Below are 21,948 nucleotides of genomic sequence, written 5' to 3' on the forward strand. Positions count from 1 at the left end.
GGAGAGAAAATCATGTCAGAGCAATTAATACCGATTCAATGGAAAGATGAAGCTTTAGTTTTATTAGACCAGACTTTATTACCAAATGAGGTTGTCTATGAATCTTTTACAACGGCAGAGAGCGTATGGGATGCGATTCAAGTAATGAAGGTGCGCGGTGCACCAGCGATTGGGGTTTCAGCAGCTTACGGTGTGTATTTAGGAGTAAAAGAAGTGCCGGAAGATTCAATGGAAGTGTTTATAAATGAAGTTGAAAAGGTATGTGCTTATTTAGCAACTTCAAGACCGACAGCCGTGAATTTATTTTGGGCACTTGAGAGAATAGAGAGTGTCGCAAAAGAACATGTTCATTTATCTATTATAGATTTGAAAAATAGATTGTTAGAAGAAGCAAAAATGATTCATAAAGAAGACGAGGAGATTAACCGTCAAATTGGTGAACATGCGCTCACTTTATTTCAAGACGGCATGGGTGTGTTAACGCATTGTAACGCGGGTGCTTTGGCGACAACGAAATACGGAACTGCGACAGCACCGATGTATTTAGCGAAGGAAAAAGGCTGGGATTTAAAAATTTATTCTGATGAGACGCGTCCAAGATTACAAGGATCTACGCTAACTGCGTTAGAGCTGCAGCGAGCTGGTATCGATGTAACGGTCATCACCGACAATATGGCAGCGATGGTGATGTCACAAGGGAAAATTGATGCAGTAATTGTAGGGTGTGACCGTGTGGCAGCAAACGGTGATGTAGCGAATAAAATTGGAACGTTAGGTGTTTCTATTTTAGCAAAGTATTATAACATTCCATTTTATGTAGCAGCGCCGACACCAACAATTGATTTGAAAACACCAACAGGCAAAGAGATTCCGATTGAAGAGCGCGATGCTTCTGAAGTTATTAACCGCTTTGGACAATATTCAGCACCGCAAGATAGCAAGGTGTATAACCCGGCATTTGATGTAACGCCACATGAGAATGTTACAGCAATCATTACAGAGAAGGGCATCGTACGTCCACCGTTTGCGGAGAATCTAAAAAAGTTATTTCAGTCATAATGAATTTTGCATATTAGACATATAAGAAAATATAAAAAAGAGGATCGATTATCATGTCTAATTCACCAACAGATAGAAGAAATAAAATAATTGCGATGCTCGAGAAGACAGAGTACGCAGATGTTTCGTATTTAAGTGATGTATTTCAAGTAAAGGGCTAAGTTTTCATGAAGGTTTAACAGATACAGCAATAGATGAAGGGGAAGCGAAGCAGGCGATGCTGAATAAGGCAAGTGAGACCATCGTTCTAGTGGATCATACGAAACTTGGAAAGGTTGCTTTCTTTGAAGTGTGCGATAAACAGCGTATTACAAAAATTATTACAGATGAACTTATACCACTTACACCGATGCAGCAAGAATGTATTACAAGCTATAAGGAATATGGAATACCTGTCATTATAGCAAACTAGCCGTAGCAAGTTTCCCACTGAGGAGGATGTATATGTTACTACAAAAAGAGAGAGAAGAAATTGTAGAGTATGGAAAGAAATTAATTACAAGCGGACTAACAAAGGGGACAGGCGGTAATATTAGTATTTTTAACCGTGAGCAAGGTCTAGTTGCAATGAGTCCAAGCGGCTTAGATTATTTTGAAACAACGCCTGAAGATGTGGTTGTACTGAATTTAGCTGGAGATGTGATTGATGGAACAAGAAGACCATCAAGTGAACTTGATATGCATCTCATTTATTATCAAAAAAGAGGCGACTTGAATGCTCTTGTCCACACACATTCTCCTTATGCAAAGACAATTGCATCATTAGGTTGGGAGCTTCCAGCTGTTTCTTATTTAGTAGCCTTTGCAGGTCCAAATGTGCGCTGTGCACCGTATGCAACATTTGGTACGAAAGAATTAGCAGAAGCAGCTTATGAAGGAATGATAGATCGCCGCGCTGTTTTACTTGCGAATCATGGACTTATTGCAGGGGGACATAATATTAAAATGGCGTTTACAGTCGCAGAAGAGATCGAATTTTGTGCGCAAATTTACTATCAAACGAAATGCATAGGAGAACCGAAGCTATTACCAGAGGAAGAATTAGCTGTATTAGCGAAGAAGTTTGAGACATACGGTCAAAAGTAACAAAAGATTAGGGATCAGATTCCCTAATCTTTTGTTTATATAGAATATAATACAATTGCGTAGTCAGCTCCAAAAGTTATGTTGTATGTGATAAAGTTTATATAGCTGAAATGTTGTATTTCATACAGAGAGGAATGAACATATTGTATTTAACAGTAAAAGAAGCAGCTGAATTTTTAAGTATGCCAGAATCGTATATCGAAAGCTTAATCCAACAAAAACGCATTCGTGCTGTCCATGATGGCCAGCAGTACTTGCTGAATAAAGAGCAATTTAATACGCACTTAGAACAAATGGAGAAATATAAAAAGTTAGTAGAAGAAATATTAAATGAACCAATTCCAGAAGATGTAGATGTGAAGGATGAGGACTAGGGATAGGATACTTGGAAAATATGAATGAATTATTAAAATACATGATTGTAATCATAGAAGAAAAAGTTTGACTAAATAGTCTTTAGAAAGAGAGTTTTTCTTATATACAAAGAGCGTGAAAAGATATTTCAAAATAGCAGGGGAGAATAAGTAATGGGAAGAAGGCTATTTCTAATTAGAGATGTAATCTATTAGATAAAAGTCTTCTTTTGTATTTTTACAATAAGATTGTGTAACATTGTATTATTGTTATAATGTAATGTTAGGGAGATTTTTATTCGCAATTATATAAGTGTGCAAAGGAGTTTAAGGTGAATCCAAATACCATATTGTTTGAAGAAGAAATGAAAAGTGCAAAGTTATTTTTGTGGGTGTTTAATTTTGCTTATATAATTTTTCAGGGACCACACATAAAGGGAGTAAACTTCAACACGGGTACATATAAATTTGTACTGGCCATTGGGTTGTGTCTGCTTATGTTAGTTTTATTATTGATTGGCATACATTGCATAAAAAGAGAGATTCCACATGCAGTAAAATATGTATATTTAATAGGATATTTGTTTGGAGATATTTTTTGTAATGTAACAATGTATTTGAGTGGAGCATCTGGGCTCGGGGCTGGAAATTTCATGGAAAGTGTTTTGACTTTTTTTGTCCCTATTTTTATGAGTACAAGGTATCTCTGGGTTTTAACTACTAGTTTAGTTATAAAATATAGTGTAATTATAGCTGTATTTCAAGAGCCGAAGGCTTTTCTCACAATGCTTGTTCCTATTGTAATATTAGGTATCTCCTACATTTTATTAATGCGCTTCCAATCTTACATTGAGGGAATTAATAAGGTATTTACAAAAACAAAACAAAAGCAGCAGTTGGCAGTTATAGGAGAGATGTCTGCAGCCATTGGACATGAAATACGCAATCCGCTAACATCGTTAAAAGGTTTTACACAATTACAGAAAGAAAAGTATCCGGATGATCCAGTTTATCCTAACATGATTCAAGAAATTGAAAGAATGAATGAAATGATAAGTGAGCTTATGATTCTAGGAAAACCAAGATCTATGGAGTATGGTATACATAGTGTAAAGCAGTTAATATTAGCAGCAATTACTGAGACTGAGGCAGAACAAAAAATGTTGGAAAGTAAGATAAAGGTGAACCACGTTTTTACAGAAGATGCACCAAATATAGAATGTGATGCGAGTCAAATACAATACGTCTTAGTTCATGCTATAAAAAAGGTAATTGAAACAATGAAACAAGAAAAAAATATAAATGTTGGAATGTATATGATTACAGAAAATCAAGCTCTTATATATATTTCTGATAGAATGTGTACAATTGATAGAAAAAGTAGGGGGGATATTGCAAATCCTTTTGAAATGAAAAAGGAAAGCGAAATTGCTTTAGGTTTAATGGCTATTTATAAAATTGTGAATGAGCATCAAGGGCAAGTCTATTTCAATCATGGAATCATTACTGGTACTAAGATAGAGGTAATTTTGCCAATTACACAGGCAGAACAGTATTAACTTTATAAATCATACTTATACTAGTAATTTATTCGATATAGAACAGTTTCATAAAATTGTTTTTTATAAGGTAATAAATGACTAGGAAAATTGTTGTTGTTGATAAAGGAGTTTTATCGTGGACAAGGTTCATGTACTTATACAAGAGGAGATTAAAGCACTAAAACTTTTTTTGAGCTTGTTTTATATTATTTTCTTCTCTTATGACATTATCTATAATTATATTTATCTCAAAATGAAAATAGATGACAAGGATTTTGCTCCGCCTGAAGGTGGATTAGAGTTTGGAATGTATGCTTTCATGCTACTATTATTAATAATAGGGGTTTATTTTATAAAAAAGAAAAATCCATATGCTGTAAAGTATATTATTTTCCTTGGATACATCTTCATTGATGTAGTGAATAATTTAATGATGTATTTAGGAACTACTAAAGAATTCACAAGCGGGAACGTAGTAGAACCATTTCTTATTCTATTTTCTCCCCTTTTTGTGAATAAACGATATTTTTGGGTAGTCACACTTGGGATGATTGGGAAATATGCCTTTCTAGGAATTATCTTAGGGACGCCAAGAGCTATTATTCCTATTGTATTTTGTGTAATTCTTGCAATTATATCATGCCTTCTGTTAACGCGTTTTAAAGCGTATATTCGTACCATTACAAAAATATTTGAAGAAGCGCAGCAAGCCGAGAAGCTAGCAGTCGTTGGGAAAATGGCGACTGCTATTGCACATGAAATTCGTAACCCGTTAACGTCATTAAAAGAATTTACACAATTGCAGAGAGAAAAGCACCCTGAAGATGCTGTATATTATAATGTTATGGTGCAAGAAATTGAGCGCATGAATACGATTGTTAGTGAATTAATGGTTCTTGGGAAGCCAAAAAAGAGAGAATATAAACTACATAATATAAATGATATTTTATCTTATGTGATTTATATTGTAGAGCAGCCAGCTTCACAATGTGGTATTACAATTTCGATGATGTCTGATAAAGCATTACCTTCCATACAATGTGATGAGAAACAAATGAAACAAGTATTTCTTAATATTATTAAAAATGCGATAGAGTCGATGCCAAATGGCGGCAATATTATTGTAGAAGCGAATTTAGTTCAGGATAATCAAATTGTAGTGAGTGTTACTGATGAAGGCTGCGGAATGGATCAAGAGAAAATAGATAAAATAGGTGAAGCATTTTATACGACAAAAGAAAATGGAACGGGATTAGGACTAATGGTTACATATAAAATTATTGAAGATCATCAAGGTAAAATAGTATTTGAAAGCAAGATTGGTGTTGGGACAAAGGTAAATGTTATGTTACCGGTGGCAGAGATAAAATAAATATATGTATAAAGAACTCTTCTTTCAAACGGTGAAAGAAGAGTTCTTTTATACATGATTATAAGTAAACAAAGATGTAAAAGTATTGTTAAAGAGGGGGCAATCTGTTTTATTTAGAAAATATTTCATTTATAATAGAGGAAAATGTCGATAAATGGCGAAATGTTATGTTGGTTAAAATAACCTTGTAGTTGTATATTTAAATAAATAATATACACTTCCAAGAGTACATACAGCTTATGGGGGCAAATATGGAAAATGTGTTAACTAATCCCGCCTTAGAAAGGGAAGAAAAGCAGGCTACAAAATGGTTTGTATCATTATTTTATTCCGTTTTTATATTATATGATTTTTTGTATAATTATATTTTCCCAGTCTGTATTGTAAAAGATGGTACAAAACATATAAGTTTTATGGGGCCGTGGTTTTATATTATTATGCTCTTGTTATTACCTGTGATGTATTATGTTTTTAAAGAAAATAAAGAGTCCTTAATCAAATACATTTGTTTTGGTATATATATCTTATTAACGATTATAGATGATATTGGGAGTTATTTAATGTACCCGAGGATATATGCAAGCGGTAATATTGCGGAATTGTTTGCGATTTTATTTACGCCTATTTTTGTTAATACACGTTTTTTTTGGTTTGTATTTTTAGGTGTATTAAGTAAATATATTTTGATTGGATTAGTATTACAAACAGCTACTGTCATTATTCCAATTATAGCTATTTCACTTTTATCTTTTGTTGCTTATATATTGTTAAAACGTTTTCGACGCTATGTAGAAGTAGTAAAAATTTCATATGATAGACAACTAGAAGCGTTAGTAAAAGGGGTTATTGCAACTTTAGAATTAAAGGATCCTTATACGAGAGGACATAGTGAACGAGTGGCTGCTTATGCACTTATACTGGCGAAAGAAACAGGGCGATTTAAGGCGGATGAATTAAAAGAATTTTACTATGCTTGTTTACTTCACGATATTGGAAAAATACATATTCCAGATCATATTTTAACAAAACCTTCTCGTTTAACGGCTGAGGAGTTTGAAGTTATTAAAACGCATACGACTGTTGGGGCGGATGCGATGCAAGGAGTAGAAGGCTTACAACGAGGAATTAGTGTAATTCGTTCTCACCATGAACGTTGGGATGGAAAAGGTTATCCAGATCAATTAAAAGAAACGGAAATTTCATTATTAGCACGTATTACGGCAGTTGCAGATGCTTTTGATGCAATGACATCCTCACGATCATATCGCTCCGCACTTCCTTTAGAAGAAGCTTATAAGAGAATTATTGGTGGAAAAGGAACACAGTTTGATCCAGATTTAGTAGAGCTATTTCAAAAGGTGTATCCAGCTTGGAAAGAAACACATCAAAAGCTATCTTGTAAGGGAGATATATAAGGATACCATTAAAAGGAGGGGGGGTGAAAAAATGAAAATTCGTAAGTTGAAAAAAGTAAAAATAACATGTTGGTGGTGTCCATGGCCATTGCACTAAAATAAATAAAAAAGGATGCTTCGCATCCTTTTTTATTTATTTCAGCTGTTATAGAAAAAGGTGAATACTATGAAACTAACATATGAATCGGCATTAGTATTACATAATATAGAAGTCCGTCAAGATCAAAAAAATTACATTGTTGAAGATGTAACAACCGGTGAATTTTATGAAATGCCTCTTATTTGTATTGATGCAATTACTATGATTCAAAAGGGATTGCACTTAAGAGAAGTAGAAGAGAAATTACAAAAACAGTATCCTGAAGAAGACGTCGATATGCTTGATTTTGCACAGCAATTGCTCGATTTAGAGCTTGTTCAAGCAGTAGATGGTGAGGAAATAGTTTGTAAGAAAGAAAAGGAGAAATTAGGATTTTCATGGATTTCTCCAAAGGTTGGTCGTTTCTTTTTTAATCAAAAGACAATGCTGCTCTATACGATTCTTTTTGTAGTGAATATCGCTCTTTTTATCGTGAATCCATCTTTATTGCCAAACTATAAAGATTTGTTCGTGTTTGATGTGATGACGTTTAATATTTTAGTTTGGGCTTCTATCACATTTTTTTTGGTGTTTATTCATGAAATGGGGCATGTGCTTGCGATTAGGGCGCATGATTTTCCAACAAAGGTGGAATTTGGACATCGTTTATTTTTCGTTGTACTTGAGACAGATATGTCATCCGTTTGGAAGTTGCCTGCGAAAGAAAGAAACATTCTGTATTTAGCGGGCATGAGTTTTGATACAGTTATTTTATTTATTGCTGTAATGATTCAAATCCTTTTTCCAATCCATTCACAAGTATTGTCAGGGATTCTTGCGCTTGCTGTATTTGATACTACTTTACGTATGGTATATCAATGCTGCATATATATGAAAACAGATTTGTATTATGTGTTTGAAAATATGACAGCTTGTTATAACTTAATGGAGAATGGAAAGCGCTATATAAAAGGTTTGTTTGTTCCAAAGTTCCGTGTGAACAATAGTGAATTGTTTACTGGTGAAGAGAAGGTTGTTCGTTTTTATGGCCTTTTTTATGTTATCGGCGTTACTGTAACAATTGCATTGGCAGTTCTGTTTTATATTCCGCAGTCGGTGTATATGATGAGGCAAACGATTCCTAACTTGCAAAAACCAGTATCGAATTTATATTTTTGGGATGCGGCGATTATTATGCTACAAACGGTCATTATGTTAAGCCTTCTTCTGTATTCTTGGAGAAAAAAATATAGAAATGAATAATGATAGATGAAGAGAAACTGTTATGAGTTTCTCTTTTTTGGCCTGTAGATGGGTATTCACCTATTCTTTCCTGTTTGCATATTGTAGCTTATGTAGTGAAACTGCTTACAAGGGAGTGAAAGGCAGTGACAGGAAATATAAAAAATTATTATGCTGGCGGTAATACAGCAAGGGGATTTTACAGTTTATATGAAGAGAACTTAACTGGGTTAGACCGGTTGTTTATTTTAAAAGGTGGACCTGGAACAGGAAAATCTTCGCTTATGAAGGTGATTGGTCGTGAGTGGGTTGATAAAGGGTATGATATTGAATTGTTACATTGTTCGTCTGACAATAACTCAATTGATGGTGTGATTATTCCGTCATTAAAGGTTGGGATTGTTGATGGAACAGCACCGCATGTTATTGAACCGAAAGCGCCAGGTGTTATAGAAGAGTATATAAATTTAGGGGTAGCCTGGGATTCTATTCAACTTAGGGCGCATAAAGATGAGATTATGCGTTATACATCGGAAGCGAGCAATGCATTTCAAGCAGCTTATGCGTGTTTTAAGACAGCGTTAGAGATTCATGATGAGTGGGAGAAATTTTATATTGACCATATTGATTTTAAAAAAGCAAATGAGCTGACAGGACAGCTCATACAGCGATTTTTTACTGATAAAACGTGTACGAAACAAGCCAATGTAAAGCATCGTTTTTTAGGAGCTGCAACGCCAAAAGGAGCAGTTGATTTTGTTCCAAATTTAACGGAAGATGTACCGAAGCGTTATTTTATAAAAGGGCGTCCTGGTTCTGGGAAATCGACGATGTTAAAAAAATTAGCAGCGGCAGCTGAAGAGAAGGGCTTCGATGTTGAGATTTATCATTGCGGCTTTGATCCAAATAGTCTTGATATGGTTATTGTAAGAGAGCTTGGCTTTGCGATCTTTGATAGTACAGCACCTCATGAATATTTTCCAACACGTGAGAGTGATGAAATCATTGATATGTATAAGCTTATTATTGAACCGGGAACAGATGAAAAATATGCAGTAGAAATTCATGATGTATCAAGGCGCTATAGAGAAAAAATGAATGAAGCGATGTCCTATTTAGCGAGGGCAAAATCTGCACGTGACAAACTAGAGAGAATTTATATTGCAGCGATGGATTTTGATAAAGTGGATGCATTCAAAGAGGAAATACAAGCAGAGTTTGAACGGATTGCAGAGAAAATATCACAAGAGCAAAACTAACACCTTGGTTTCCAAGGTGTTAGTTTTTTGATATCTTATCCTGCCTAACGCGGAAGTGACATATGGTAGTGTCTTTTAGGAGTGGCTTTGTATGAGTACGATTACTACATGTTACAGGGCTAGTATGTAAGTAATTATTTAAATGCATATTGTCTTATTTACTGAAAGAAGAACCCTCTGTTCTATTATTTTCTAATCAGTCTCGTTAAAGCCATCCCGAGAAATCCAACACCCATTCCTATCAGCCATCCAATTTGGGAACTTCCTAATAAAGATCCCACTCCTCCACCAAGAAACATGCAGCCAACGAATACTAATCCTCCAACGCCCCATTTCTGATGATCCATAATTCAATCACACCCTTCCAATAAAACATATGCTATTAGTTAACTAACCTTTCTTGAATATGGTATGCTAATTATTTTGCTAGAGGTGGTATAGTTGTTTGGCTTAGGATCAGCAATGGTCAGGGAACTCAAATCTGCTGGAGAAGAATTCATTTTAATCAATATTTTCAAAATGGATTCTTTTTATTTATCGTAAAACTTGGGGTTGCGAGGTATTTTTGATCAAACTTTATTTCAAAGCTACAATAGTTGAAAAATAGAGGGTTTTCTTCATTGATATTTCATCTTAAAAGAAGACAGCACATATATAGAAAACTTGTATATGTATGTTATCGCAGATGCCATACTAAAGGCAGGTGTTTTGGATTCGGTGTCGAATTTCCGAGGAAATGATAGAAAAATGAGAGTGATACATATGAGAGAAAAAATTCAATTAGAACTACAACGAATTGAAAGAGAAAACGACGTAAAGATTCTCTTCGCTGTTGAATCCGGAAGCAGGGCGTGGGGGTTCCCGTCGAAAGATAGTGATTATGATGTTCGTTTTGTATACATACATCGAGTGGACTGGTACTTATCAATTAACCAAAGGCGGGACGTTATTGAGTATCCAGTTAGCGATGCCCTCGATATAACTGGCTGGGAACTCCGGAAAGCATTACAGCTATTTTCTAAATCGAATCCAGCTTTGTTAGAGTGGATTCTTTCGCCAATTGTATACGCTAAGGCATCAAATCTTCCGGAGCGTTTGCAGGAAATGAGTAGCTATTTTGACCAAAAAGCAACGATATATCATTACTTACATATGGCATCTAAAAACTATCGCACGTTTTTGAAAGGTGAAGAAGTAAAGCTAAAGAAATACTTTTATGTATTACGTCCGATATTGGCTTGTAAATGGTTAGAAGAGAATGGAACATTGCCGCCTGTTGAGTTTGAAAAGTTAATGAATGGATTAGCCTTGGGCGCAGACCTTTTGAAAGAAATTGAGGAACTGCTTGAGAAGAAAAAAGCAGGTATCGAGCTGGATGTAGGACCAAGAATTGCGGCATTGAATGAATTTTTAGAAGAACAGATTATGTATTACGAGGAGTATGTGAAGAGTTTAGAAAAGAAGACAGCTATAGATATTGAGCAGTTGAATGTCCTGTTTCGGGATATGCTACAGCAAAGCTGGAAAGAGCACCGATAATATTGGTGCTCCTCCTTGGTAAAGGGTGTACATTAACAGTATTACATATCTTCAATTCTCTTTAACGCCTTATCAGCCGGCCCCTCAATTACGTCTCCATGAATTGAAAACCGCGAACCATGACAAGGGCAATCCCACGTACAATCACCATTATTCCATTCCACTTCACAGCCTAAGTGTGTACAAGTTGTATCAACAATGTGAAGTTTGCCGTCATCGTCTTTATAAGCACCGGCACGTTTTCCGTTTACCCTTACGACAGCACCTTCTCCATTTTCGAGATCTTCTGGTTTACGAAGTGCAAATTCCAGTTTTCCTTCAAGTAAATGTTTTGCTACATCGAGGTTTTGAGTGACAAACGTTTTTATATCTGGATTCGTATGGAAACGTGATGGTGCGTACAGTTCTTTGTATGGGCTATCGATTTTCATGATGGACGCTTTTAATAATAAAGCTGCCGCAGTTCCATTTGTCATGCCCCATTTACGGTAGCCTGTTGCGACGAAAATGTTAGGGTTATTTTCATTGATGTGTCCGATATAAGGAACTTTATCGAGTGTAATCAAATCTTGCGTTGCCCATCTGTATGGAATTTCTTCTATGCCAAAGGTTTCTTCGCCAAATGCTTGCAGTGCATCATAGTGTTTCATCATGTTAATGCCTTGTCCTGTTTTGTGGCTTTCACCGCCAATTAACACCAATTTTTCATCACCCATTGCTGTATAGCGAAGGGAACGCTTCGGATTATCAATACTTATATACATTCCCCCTGGATATTCTTGTTTTGTTTTTACACCGAGGACATAAGAGCGCTCTGCGTACATTCTTGCGAAGAAAAAGCTGTTCGCATCATAAAACGGAAAGTGTGAACAAGAAATGATATAGCTACAAGTAACTCGATGTCCGTCCCTTGTAATGACTTGCAGATAAGATCCCTTTTCCACATCAACTGCAGTTGTGTTTTCGTATATAACACCGCCAGCTTCAATGAATTGCTCGACAAGCGCCGCTAAATAGCGAAGCGGATGGAACTGTGCTTGATTCTTTATAACAAGTGCCGCTTTTATAGGAATTGGAAGCGGGATACTTTCTACGTATTTGCCAGGGATACCAAGCTTTTTGTATGCTTCTAATTCTTTCGTTAACTTGTGTAGACTTTCGGTTGAATTCGTATATAGATAAGCATCTTCTTCTGTGAAATCACATTGGATATTGTGCTGTTGTACGATATCTTTTATAAATTGCCGTGCTTTATCGTTTGCTTCGTAATATAATCTCGCTTTCTCTTCCCCAAAATTGCTAATTAGTTCATCGTAAATAAGATCGTGCTGGGTTGTAATTTTTGCGGTTGTATGCCCTGTTGTGCCATTTAATATATTTCCGGCATCGATTAATGCAACTTTGATTCCTTCTTTTGCAAGTAAGTAGGCTGTTGTAATGCCCGTGATACCTGCTCCGACAATGGCAACTTCTGTTTTTATGTTCTCGGTTAACTTTGGAAAAGTAGGGAAGGTAGTAGAATCTCGCCAATATGGTTCTGGAAATCTTGGCATTTGTTCATATTCCATCTGAATGCACCTCTTATTGTAATTAGTTTCTGTTACTTAATTTTTCCATTAACAAAAATTTCATGTGTTAAAATTAAATTATTTTAAAATAATAAAATAGCGGAGGCTTTGTACAGGGTTTTTTGTTTTTATTTGCTTGACATAACATAAGATAAATAGGATTAAGTATAGTATCCTTCATAAAATTAAGTGTTTAGTAATGAAGTGATAAAGAATTGGTAGAAGTGTAAATGTTGGTAAATAAGCGTTTTTTATTTAGTAACATAAGAAGTGATTATGAAAATATAACCAACTTTTATTACTAGGTCATAAAAGTTATTGACAACATAGAAAGTCTACTGATATGATTCATCTAGTGGAAAGGTTGATAAAGGGTAAAAAGAGAAATGTTTTTCAATGAATAATAATTGTAAGAATGAGTGAACATAATTTTCTTTGAGAAAGAAAATTTTATAATAATAGTATTATCAATCTGGAAACGACAATCGATGTATGTAAGGTGCGTAAGCGCGGCATGCAAAGGGGGTAAAAGAATGAAGGATCTTCATACGTTTGGATGGTATGCAGCACGTGTATCACCGCATTTGCCAAAGAAGGCATTTAAACCAGTCCCAACTCGTTTGTTTGGTGGACTAGCCTATTTACTTATTACGATAGCGGGATTTTTGACAATTGGTTTATTAGATTTGAACGTGTGGGCTAATCTTGGAATTGCAATCGTTTTAGGATTATGTTTTGCATCTATGGGATTTCTAGGACATGAAATTTTGCATGGTACAGTAGTAAGAAAAGCGTGGCTACGAGATTTTCTTGGAGCAATTGCGTTCTTGCCGCTGTCAACTGGACCAAAGTTGTGGAGAAAGTGGCACAATTTGACTCACCATGTGCATACACAGCATGAGGAGCATGATCCGGATGCGTGGCCAACGATGGATAAGTTTAAGAAAAGCAAATTTTTACGCTGGGTATATCGCCTTCCGTTGCACGTTCGTTCTTTCTTTAGCTTTCTATCGTTAACATTTCAATTTACGATGCATTCGTCTCGTATGTTTTTCCTTTTTATCAAGGAATTTAAGCCATCAACTCAAAAATCTGTATGGCTTCAGCTTCTTTTACCATGGACAGTTTGGATTAGTTTATTTTTTATTATGGGACCTTTAAAATGGTTTTTTGCTTACGTTATTCCATTATTAATTGCAAACGCTATTGTAATGGGATATATCGCAACAAATCACCGTTTGAATCCGATTGTTCCTGTAAACGATCCGCTTGCCAACTGTTTATCAGTAACAGTGCCGCGCTGGGTAGACGTGTTACATTTTAATTTCTCATATCATACAGAGCATCACTTGTTCCCAGGTATGAGCTCAAAATACTATCCATTAGTAAAAGAGAAAATTAAAGAAATGTGGCCAGAGCGCTATCATGAAATGCCGATGGGGAAAGCTTTAGCTGCGCTTTGGAATACACCGCGTGTGTACCACCAAGGTAGCGAGTTAATTGATCCGCATAAAGCTCATCTATACGGTTCCTTAGGGAATGGATTAGATCCTGCGAATATTGAATATCGCGAGGAAAGTATAGAAGAAGTAAAAAATGTAAAAAACGGCTAAAATATATTTCGGTATTAGAATCAGTGATTTTTATATAATAAAGATAAAAGCACGAACTCATGAAGAGTTCGTGCTTTTTACATAGGGATTTCTTTTTGCTTAGCGGGTTGTGTATGATTCATATTTTTTCGTGCTAATCGTTTCTCAAGAAGATGAACGAGGTATGTAAATAGAAGAACCAGCACAAGGTAATAGATGCTGACGACAATATATGTTTCAAGTTGCTGAAAGTTGGCAGCAGCTTCAGAAAGCCCGGATCCCCATAGCTCGGACATTCCTACATAGGCAACGAGTGAAGAGTCTTTTAAGCCGATAATGAACTGATTGCCTAGAGGCGGAATAGACAAACGAAATGCTTGAGGCAAAATAATACGTCGCATTGCTAATGGGTATGTCATTCCTAAAGAGCGAGCTGCTTCGAGTTGACCTCGGTCTACAGACTGAATGGAACCCCTGAAAATTTCGGTAATATAGGCGCCGTTATGAATAGCGAGGGCAATAGCGCCAGCCCAAAAAGGTGATAACACAATAACAGATGTAATTCCAAAATAGAGAATCATAATTTGTACAACTAACGGTATACCACGAATAATGGCAATGTATACATGTGCAATTCCATTTAAGAGTTTACTATTGGAAATACGAAAAAAAGCAAATAACAATCCAATTAGGCATCCAAGCAATAAGGAGGTTATTGTTAATTGTAATGTCAGAACAATTGCTTTTAGGAACGTTGGATATGTAGATATGAAAATATCGATCATTAGTATCACCTCTATATGAGTTGATTTTAATTTTATGAATATGATAGCAATGCCCTAAGGAAAGGTGCGGGGCACTACTCATGTATAAAAATTTATTTTGCTTTCTCGCCTAGAATGTTACGACCAAACCACTTTTTACTAATTTTCTCATATGTACCATCTTGAATGATTCCATCTAATGCTTTATTTAATTTTTGCATTAATTCTTTATCATCTTTGCGAACAGCAATGGCCATTTCATCAAGAGATAATGGTTTACCAGCATCTTTTATATTTGATTTTCCCTCTTTCATCATACGAAGACCGACCATTTGATCTGTGACAACAGCATCAACTCGCCCTGGTTCTAAATCCATAAGAGCGGTAATGTCGCTATCGTATTCTGTAATTTGATTTGTCTGCTTGGCAACAAGTGTTTTGAATGTACTTGCTTTTACGACACCTACTTTTTTCCCCTTTAAATCTTCAGCAGAGGAGATTGATGTGTTAGTTTTTGAAACGAAAATTTGTGCCCCAGAGCGATAATATGGATTCGTAAAATTAACCGCTTTGAGACGATCTTCTGTGATAGCCATACTTCCTAAAATTACATCATATTTTTTTGCTTGCAGACCTTGTATGAGTGTTTCCCAAGGATTTGTTACAGGAACAGCCTTCATATTCATTTTTTTAGCAAGTGCCTCACCAATTTCGACATCAAAGCCGACAAGCTTGCCATTTTCTTTATAGTTAAATGGTTTATATAAACCGCTCATTGCATAGCGAAATTCTTTCTTTCCGTCTGTTGATGTAGTGCTGCTTTCTTTACTACAGGCACTTAATACTAAAGAAGCACATAATGTAATCGCTGCTATTACTTTAAACATCTTTCGTTTCATAAAAACCCCTCCAATGTTTATATAATGTTTCGTAAAAATTGCTTCGCACGCTGATTTGACGGAGCGGTGAAAAACTGTTCTGGAGGTGCATCTTCTACGATTTGTCCGTCATCCATAAAAATGATGCGGTCAGCTACATCACGGGCAAATCCCATTTCATGCGTGACGATAATCATTGTCATACCTTCTTTTGCGAGGTCTTTCATAACTTGTAGTACTTCTCCGACGAGTTCAGGATCGAGAGCTGAGGTAGGTTCGTCAAATAACATAATCTTCGGATTCATTGCGAGTGCTCTTGCGATAGCGACTCGTTGTTTTTGGCCACCTGATAAAAGATCGGGCATTACGTTAGCCTTATCTTGCAATCCGACTTTTCCTAACAATTCGTAGGCAATGCTTGTTGCTTTTGTTTTGTCTAACTTCTTGACGTGAATAGGAGCTTCAATGATGTTTTCTAGTGAGGTCATATGAGGAAATAAATTAAAATGTTGAAAAACCATGCCGACATCTTCGCGGACTTTGTTTAGATTTGTATGTTTTGGATGGATTTTTTCTCCCTGTATCGAAATTTCTCCATCATCATACATCTCTAAGAAATTTAAACAGCGCAATAATGTACTTTTCCCTGAACCGCTTGCACCAATTAAGACAACAACTTCTTTTTCTTGCACGTGTAAATTGACGTTTTTGAGCACGTTTAAGGAACCAAAAGATTTTGTTAGATTTTGAACTTGTATCATGCATCCCCCTCCAATGAAATTCAGGTGTATAAAAATACCTTGTTTTTGGTAATTAGTCATAAATTGTCATATTCCTTTATTTTTTGTTAAAAATTTAAAGGGATTATAAAGTGGGGGATCTTATTGCCCGCGAATAGCGGGATAAATTGTCGTATATAAAATCTGTAAACAGCAATATTTAGGTGTGTTATATAGGATCATTGATAGAAAGGAATAGAGGTGTAATTATTTATTTTAAAATTTAATTATTTATTTTATGAATCTATATATCTTTTTATATGAAAAATATAGATAATAACATATAGAAGATACTTATATCATTTAGATAGGGGGAAGCTTAGGATGGAGAAAGAAAAGAAGCCTTTTTCCTTTGGATTGCGTATACAGCTAGTGTTGTTTACGACGATTTTAGCGCTTATTACGTATTCAACAAGTTTGGTGTTTATTTATGTTGTATATGATTATGTTCATGAATACATAAATCAAACTATGTACAATATTATTGTGATGATATTAGGGGTTATTTGGTCAGGGATTTTAGCATATTTTGCAGCAGATTTTCTTATTAAACCACTTCGAAAGCTGGAAGAAGCTGCCCATAAAGCGGCGAATGGAGATATTCGTGAAGATGTTTCTCTTCCAAAAGCAGATGATGAGATCCGTTCTTTAAGTGTTGCTTTTAATGCGATGCTTGGAAATTTACGGACAATGGTGAAAAATATTGATACAACGTTTGCATACACACACAATCAAGTACAGCAAATTCGAGAGCAAACAGGAGAGGCGACGAAACAAGCACAAGGAGTATCGGAAACACTCACCGAAATTTCCGTAGGAGCTGAGCAATCAGCTGCTTCTATTCAAACGATTGTTTCTACTGTTGATGCCACAATTTCTATTGCAAGTGAAGTAGAAGAAAAAGCAAAACAATCAGATCAATTATCTTCGCAAATGGTGCAGGCGCTTGGGCAAAGTACACGTGTTTTTGTGTCACTTATTGAAGGGATTCAAATGTTAGCAAGAGAAAATGAACAGTCGATGAAAAGTGTACAAAAGCTAGAAGATCACACGAAGCAAGTAGGGCATATTGTCTTATTAGTGAGTGAAATTGCTAGCCAAACGAATTTGTTAGCCTTAAACGCATCAATTGAGGCAGCGCGTGCCGGAGAACATGGAAGAGGGTTTGCAGTTGTTGCTGAAGAAGTACGAAAATTAGCAGATGAAAGTGCAAGTTCAGCACAAAATATTTCAAAGTTATTGCATGATATGCAAAACGAAGTGAACCATGTTTCTCTACAAATGAAAGAGCAAGTGAAAGTAGCGAAAGAAGAGGCAGAACGCGGCGAAGCAACAGAAGTTATTTTAAAAGAAATGACAGCAAGCATTATGGAAGTAGTGGATGCGATTCAAAAAATTAGTAGTTATATGAATGAACAGATGAATTATATTCATGAAACGGGTATACAAACGAAGGAAGTAGCAGCAATTGCTGAAGAAACTTCTGCAGGAGCACAGGAAGTTGCTCGCGTAACAATGAAGCAATCTGAAAATATGATATTCATTGATCGGCTATCAAAAGATTTAGAGAAGCGGGCAGCGGAATTAAAGAAGACAATTGCACAGTTTATGGTATAGGGAAGAACGATGATCGTTCTTCCTTTTTATTTTGTTGTAAACGAAAGGTGTTATGACGGTCGTAAATTAAAGTATGAAGGAAATATTATTATTGGTGATGACCGCTCATATGCTGATATGTTTGCCATTATAGATGATGCAGCGTATACAAAAATTAATGGTGAAGAAAAATCTGTAGGTGTATTGAAGTTTGATAAGAATCCAGCAAAAGGTTTACCAAAACAAGGTAGCGCTCATGCGCTACCTTATTTTATATTACTTTGCACGGATGAAAGTGTCACTTTATTTGTTCTTTAATCAATTGTAACAGCTGCGTGTGGGACGACATGTTCTATCCAATTGAAAAGCAGTTCTTCATTCAATAGGTATAAAGGAATTGCTAAAAGCTCTTGTTGGTTTTTATCATAAAAGACTATATAGTCTGTAGTAAAAGCGAGCTTCTCTAAGCGTTCCCCTTTACGGAATTTTCTTTTTTCAAAAGTAATCGCAGCAATTTCACTTGTGCGGATTTTCCATGCATCATATATTGTTTGATATTCAATGTAACCGTGTTTTAAATGAACAAATGTTGCTTTTACTTCGCGATAGTTTTTTTGAATAATCCAAACTAAAGCGGTAGCTAGTGCGGCAATCAACATGATTTCTACTAGGTTCTTGTCTTTAAAATAAAAGATAGAAAATCCTGCTAGTATAATAGAGCTAATGAGACGGAGATAATCAAATGAAGGTGTAAATTGATAAATCATTTCTTCATTGATTATTGCAATTTCATCATCATTGCTGCCAAATTCAATTGCGCGTTCTATATGCTCTTTAACAGAATATTTATGAGCTTCTTCGTATCCGGTGAATGCTTCTATTTCTATTGTTAATTCTCTTGTTAAGTTTTGTTTTTGCACACGAGCAACGGTAGTAAGTTCTCCTTTTTCTTTCCAGGGCATTTGTTCACTTGTAAACTTTGTTACATAATATATCCAATCGATGCCATTTTCATCTTGTTGCTCGCATTCTTTCCAAATTGTATGTGTACTAGGCAAATGTTTGAAGGTTCCTTCTAACAACATTTCTTCGATTTGTCCTAATACCAGTTGTTCTTGTGTTTTATATTGTAATGGGAACAAGTCTTCTCGTTCTAGAAGTTGTAACTGTAAAAATAGAAAACTCCGAGTCTCAGATAATTTTGCATATGTTTCATATAAATCCAATTCTTGCTCGATTCCTTTTCTTGTTAATGCGATAAGAGCACTACATGCGATCCAATCATCTTTTAGGGATAGGAAATTTTCGAGAAGCTCCCTTGTGTATGTATCACATAAAAATCCCATAATGCCGCAGTATATGCTTAACTCAGAACGAATTGGGAGATACATCTCATTCCATTGCTGATATACTTTGTCTATATAGTATTCTTTCTCAAATGATTGATAATCTTTGTATACTGACTGTGCTTTTGATGGCAAAATATGTTGTAACATTGCTTGATCGGATGGTGTTAATATGTATTTTTTATGAAGTAACAGTTGTAATAATAAAGCCAGAATATGAACCCCTTTTTCTCCTTCATCAATTTCCTTTAAAAGTTGAGGGAAAATGTGATGAGCAATGTCATCTAATTCTTCCAATAACCAGAAAGGAATGGTTACTTGTTCATCCTCACATATACTAACTAATTTCAAAAATGCAGGAATTCCTTTATATTCATCAATTTTTACTAATGTTTCAAGAGCAACTTCCTTTGCTCGTGATGAAAAATCGGAAAAACACTCTAATATTGGTTCAATGATTGTTTCGTTTGGGTATCGATTGACGAAAGAAAGGATACAAAAACTTGGATCATCTTGTTCATCTATGGGATTAGGATATTGTTTACTTGCAGCATAAACGAGATCTATAAGTACTGGAATGGGTATTTTGTTTTCTGTTATGTCGTGTAGCTCTATCATTGCTTTATAACGAATATCAAAAATTTGGTTATGCATAGCGGTGCATAACTTTTTAATTTTTAAAGATGTTAACATAAATCCTCCCTATTACTTTAAATATTACAATAGACTTTTTTAAAGATAATGGATTTGCTATATGTAAGCAATGGATTTTTAAAATGAACTGTATGGGAATTTCGTCCAATTTGGTATATGCCAGAAATTGTTCTCCCGATCTTTTTCATTTTTCTCTCTATCTTGAGGAGGGGGGCTGCCAGCGAATAGCGAGATAAAAAGTATAGACATTTATGTATCAGAAAGGGAACAGTAAACATATTAAATGAGTAAAAGTGGTAATATACGATAAAAAACCCGTTACAAATTTCACATATTTTGTTATGATATCTTTACGAAAACGTTTGCATCAACTTGTGCAAAAGGAGAGAAGAAATTATGAATAAAACGTGGTGGAAAGAAGCGGTAGCTTATCAAATTTATCCGCGCAGCTTTATGGATTCAAATGGCGATGGTATTGGAGATCTGCAAGGTATTATTTCAAAACTAGATTATTTAAAAGAACTTGGTATAGATGTAATTTGGATTTGTCCAATGTATAAATCACCAAACGATGATAACGGCTATGATATTAGTGATTATCAAGATATTATGGACGAATTTGGTACGATGGCTGATTTTGATGAACTATTAGCAGAAGTGCATAAACGTGATATGAAGATTATTATTGATTTAGTTATTAATCATACAAGTGATGAGCATCCGTGGTTTATTGAATCGCGTTCTTCCAAGGATAATCCAAAGCGTGATTGGTATATTTGGCACGACGGAAAAAATGGAAAAGAACCGAATAACTGGGAAAGTATTTTTAATGGATCTGCTTGGGAGTATGATGAAGCAACTGATCAATATTACTTACATCTGTTCTCACGTAAGCAACCAGATTTAAACTGGCAAAACGAAGAAGTACGTGCGGTGTTATATGACACAGTGAATTGGTGGCTTGATAAAGGAATTGATGGCTTCCGTGTTGATGCGATTAGTCATATTAAAAAAGAAGAAGGGTTTAAAGACATGCCGAATCCAAAAGGGCTCAAGTATGTACCTTCTTTTGATAAACATATGAATGTTGATGGTATTCAGCCGCTTTTAGAAGAGTTAAAAGCAAGAACATTTGCCAATTATGATATTATGACTGTCGGCGAGGCAAATGGTGTGAAAATTGAAGATGCTGAGCTTTGGGTTGGAGAAGAGCAAGGGAAGTTTAATATGGTATTCCAATTTGAGCATTTAAGCTTATGGGATGCAGAAAAGAAAAAAGAACTTGATGTTGTAGGGCTTAAAAAAGTTTTAACGAAGTGGCAAAAAGGTTTAGAAAATAAAGGATGGAATGCGCTCTATATGGAAAATCATGATAAACCTCGTATTGTCTCTACTTGGGGTGATGATAAACAATATTGGCGCGAAAGTGCAACAGCTTTAGGGGCAATGTATTTCTTTATGCAAGGCACACCGTTCATTTATCAAGGTCAAGAAATTGGAATGACGAATGTTCAGTTCCCGCGTATTGAAGATTATGACGATGTGGCGATTAAGAACTTATATCGTCAAAAGATTGAAGAGGGGACACCTCATCAAGAAATTATGGAGATTATTTGGGCATCTTGCCGTGATAACTCACGTACACCAATGCAATGGAGCAGTATGGAAAATGCCGGTTTTACAACAGGTACGCCTTGGTTTGGGATGAATCCAAATTATAAAGAAATTAATGTAGATGTGCAGCAAACAGATTCAAATTCCATTTTAAATTTCTATAAAAAGATGATTGCATTGAAAAAAGAGCATGAAGTGTTTACTTATGGAAC

General features: G+C 35.4%; 19 protein-coding genes and 2 pseudogenes. 15 read left to right on the forward strand and 6 right to left on the reverse strand.

Features of this window, described 5'->3' with window-relative positions:
• The first annotated feature begins 12 nt into the window (after positions 1-12).
• The 9 genes from mtnA (at position 13) to AB1284_RS24755 (ending at position 9,406) form a co-directional block, all read left to right on the forward strand.
• Positions 13-1,059, forward strand: coding sequence for an S-methyl-5-thioribose-1-phosphate isomerase (gene mtnA / locus AB1284_RS24715; protein WP_429752621.1), 1,047 nt, complete (start codon positions 13-15; stop codon positions 1,057-1,059).
• Positions 1,060-1,249: 190 nt separating this feature from the next.
• Positions 1,250-1,471, forward strand: a complete 222-nt coding sequence (locus tag AB1284_RS24720; RefSeq protein ID WP_429761879.1) for a hypothetical protein — start codon at positions 1,250-1,252, stop codon at positions 1,469-1,471.
• 32 nt (positions 1,472-1,503) lie between these two features.
• Positions 1,504-2,145, forward strand: a complete 642-nt coding sequence (locus tag AB1284_RS24725) for an L-fuculose-phosphate aldolase (protein WP_429752619.1) — start codon at positions 1,504-1,506, stop codon at positions 2,143-2,145.
• 134 nt (positions 2,146-2,279) lie between these two features.
• A complete protein-coding gene (locus AB1284_RS24730) occupies positions 2,280-2,519 on the forward strand; it encodes an excisionase family DNA-binding protein (protein ID WP_429752617.1) in 240 nt (79 codons plus the stop codon).
• A gap of 329 nt (positions 2,520-2,848) precedes the next feature.
• Positions 2,849-4,057 (forward strand): histidine kinase dimerization/phospho-acceptor domain-containing protein, encoded by a 1,209-nt coding sequence (locus tag AB1284_RS24735; protein WP_429752615.1) that lies wholly within the window; start codon positions 2,849-2,851, stop codon positions 4,055-4,057.
• A gap of 118 nt (positions 4,058-4,175) precedes the next feature.
• The gene (locus AB1284_RS24740; RefSeq protein ID WP_429752613.1) at positions 4,176-5,411 is read left to right on the forward strand and encodes an ATP-binding protein; all 1,236 of its coding nucleotides are present in this window, start codon (positions 4,176-4,178) and stop codon (positions 5,409-5,411) included.
• Between the two features lie 251 nt (positions 5,412-5,662).
• Complete coding sequence (locus tag AB1284_RS24745) at positions 5,663-6,826, forward strand: HD-GYP domain-containing protein (RefSeq protein WP_429752611.1); 1,164 nt, start codon at positions 5,663-5,665, stop codon at positions 6,824-6,826.
• 166 nt (positions 6,827-6,992) lie between these two features.
• Positions 6,993-8,168, forward strand: a complete 1,176-nt coding sequence (locus AB1284_RS24750) for a hypothetical protein (protein ID WP_429752608.1) — start codon at positions 6,993-6,995, stop codon at positions 8,166-8,168.
• Positions 8,169-8,293: 125 nt separating this feature from the next.
• Positions 8,294-9,406, forward strand: a complete 1,113-nt coding sequence (locus tag AB1284_RS24755) for a PRK06851 family protein (RefSeq protein ID WP_429752606.1) — start codon at positions 8,294-8,296, stop codon at positions 9,404-9,406.
• A 185-nt stretch (positions 9,407-9,591) separates the two neighbouring features.
• Here AB1284_RS24755 and AB1284_RS24760 read toward each other — a convergent pair whose 3' ends face one another.
• Positions 9,592-9,753, reverse strand: a complete 162-nt coding sequence (locus tag AB1284_RS24760; protein WP_429752604.1) for a hypothetical protein — start codon at positions 9,751-9,753, stop codon at positions 9,592-9,594.
• Positions 9,754-10,168: 415 nt separating this feature from the next.
• On the opposite strand from AB1284_RS24760, the gene AB1284_RS24765 reads away from it, so the two are divergent.
• Positions 10,169-10,945: a nucleotidyltransferase domain-containing protein gene (locus AB1284_RS24765; protein ID WP_429752602.1), complete on the forward strand. Its 777-nt coding sequence runs from the start codon at positions 10,169-10,171 to the stop codon at positions 10,943-10,945.
• Positions 10,946-10,986: 41 nt separating this feature from the next.
• Here AB1284_RS24765 and AB1284_RS24770 read toward each other — a convergent pair whose 3' ends face one another.
• Positions 10,987-12,513 (reverse strand): FAD-dependent oxidoreductase, encoded by a 1,527-nt coding sequence (locus AB1284_RS24770; RefSeq protein ID WP_429752600.1) that lies wholly within the window; start codon positions 12,511-12,513, stop codon positions 10,987-10,989.
• 533 nt (positions 12,514-13,046) lie between these two features.
• On the opposite strand from AB1284_RS24770, the gene AB1284_RS24775 reads away from it, so the two are divergent.
• On the forward strand, positions 13,047-14,126 hold the full coding sequence (locus tag AB1284_RS24775) for a fatty acid desaturase family protein (RefSeq protein ID WP_429752598.1): 1,080 nt from the start codon (positions 13,047-13,049) through the stop codon (positions 14,124-14,126).
• 77 nt (positions 14,127-14,203) lie between these two features.
• Here AB1284_RS24775 and AB1284_RS24780 read toward each other — a convergent pair whose 3' ends face one another.
• The 3 genes from AB1284_RS24780 to AB1284_RS24790 form a co-directional block, all read right to left on the reverse strand.
• Positions 14,204-14,890 (reverse strand): amino acid ABC transporter permease, encoded by a 687-nt coding sequence (locus AB1284_RS24780; protein WP_429752596.1) that lies wholly within the window; start codon positions 14,888-14,890, stop codon positions 14,204-14,206.
• Positions 14,891-14,982: 92 nt separating this feature from the next.
• Positions 14,983-15,768, reverse strand: coding sequence for an ABC transporter substrate-binding protein (locus AB1284_RS24785; RefSeq protein ID WP_429752594.1), 786 nt, complete (start codon positions 15,766-15,768; stop codon positions 14,983-14,985).
• A 17-nt stretch (positions 15,769-15,785) separates the two neighbouring features.
• The gene (locus AB1284_RS24790) at positions 15,786-16,508 is read right to left on the reverse strand and encodes an amino acid ABC transporter ATP-binding protein (RefSeq protein WP_429752592.1); all 723 of its coding nucleotides are present in this window, start codon (positions 16,506-16,508) and stop codon (positions 15,786-15,788) included.
• A 507-nt stretch (positions 16,509-17,015) separates the two neighbouring features.
• On the opposite strand from AB1284_RS24790, the pseudogene AB1284_RS24795 reads away from it, so the two are divergent.
• From AB1284_RS24795 to AB1284_RS24805, 3 genes and pseudogenes are all read left to right on the forward strand, one after another.
• Positions 17,016-17,201, forward strand: a pseudogene (locus AB1284_RS24795) (HAMP domain-containing protein); the annotation flags it as partial.
• A 15-nt stretch (positions 17,202-17,216) separates the two neighbouring features.
• Positions 17,217-18,143, forward strand: coding sequence for a methyl-accepting chemotaxis protein (locus AB1284_RS24800; RefSeq protein WP_429761864.1), 927 nt, complete (start codon positions 17,217-17,219; stop codon positions 18,141-18,143).
• Positions 18,144-18,197: 54 nt separating this feature from the next.
• Positions 18,198-18,440 (forward strand): annotated as a pseudogene (locus AB1284_RS24805) (lipoprotein BA_5634 family protein); the annotation flags it as partial.
• Here AB1284_RS24805 and AB1284_RS24810 read toward each other — a convergent pair.
• The gene (locus AB1284_RS24810; protein ID WP_429752590.1) at positions 18,437-20,161 is read right to left on the reverse strand and encodes a hypothetical protein; all 1,725 of its coding nucleotides are present in this window, start codon (positions 20,159-20,161) and stop codon (positions 18,437-18,439) included. The pseudogene AB1284_RS24805 and the gene AB1284_RS24810 overlap by 4 nt on opposite strands.
• 357 nt (positions 20,162-20,518) lie before the next feature.
• Here AB1284_RS24810 and AB1284_RS24815 point away from each other — a divergent pair.
• Positions 20,519-21,948, forward strand: a 1,430-nt coding sequence (locus AB1284_RS24815; protein WP_429761863.1) for an alpha-glucosidase, incomplete at its 3' end; no start/stop codon positions are given.

Source organism: Bacillus sp. S2(2024) (genome assembly GCF_050474045.1).
GTDB lineage: Bacteria > Bacillota > Bacilli > Bacillales > Bacillaceae_G > Bacillus_A > Bacillus_A yunxiaonensis.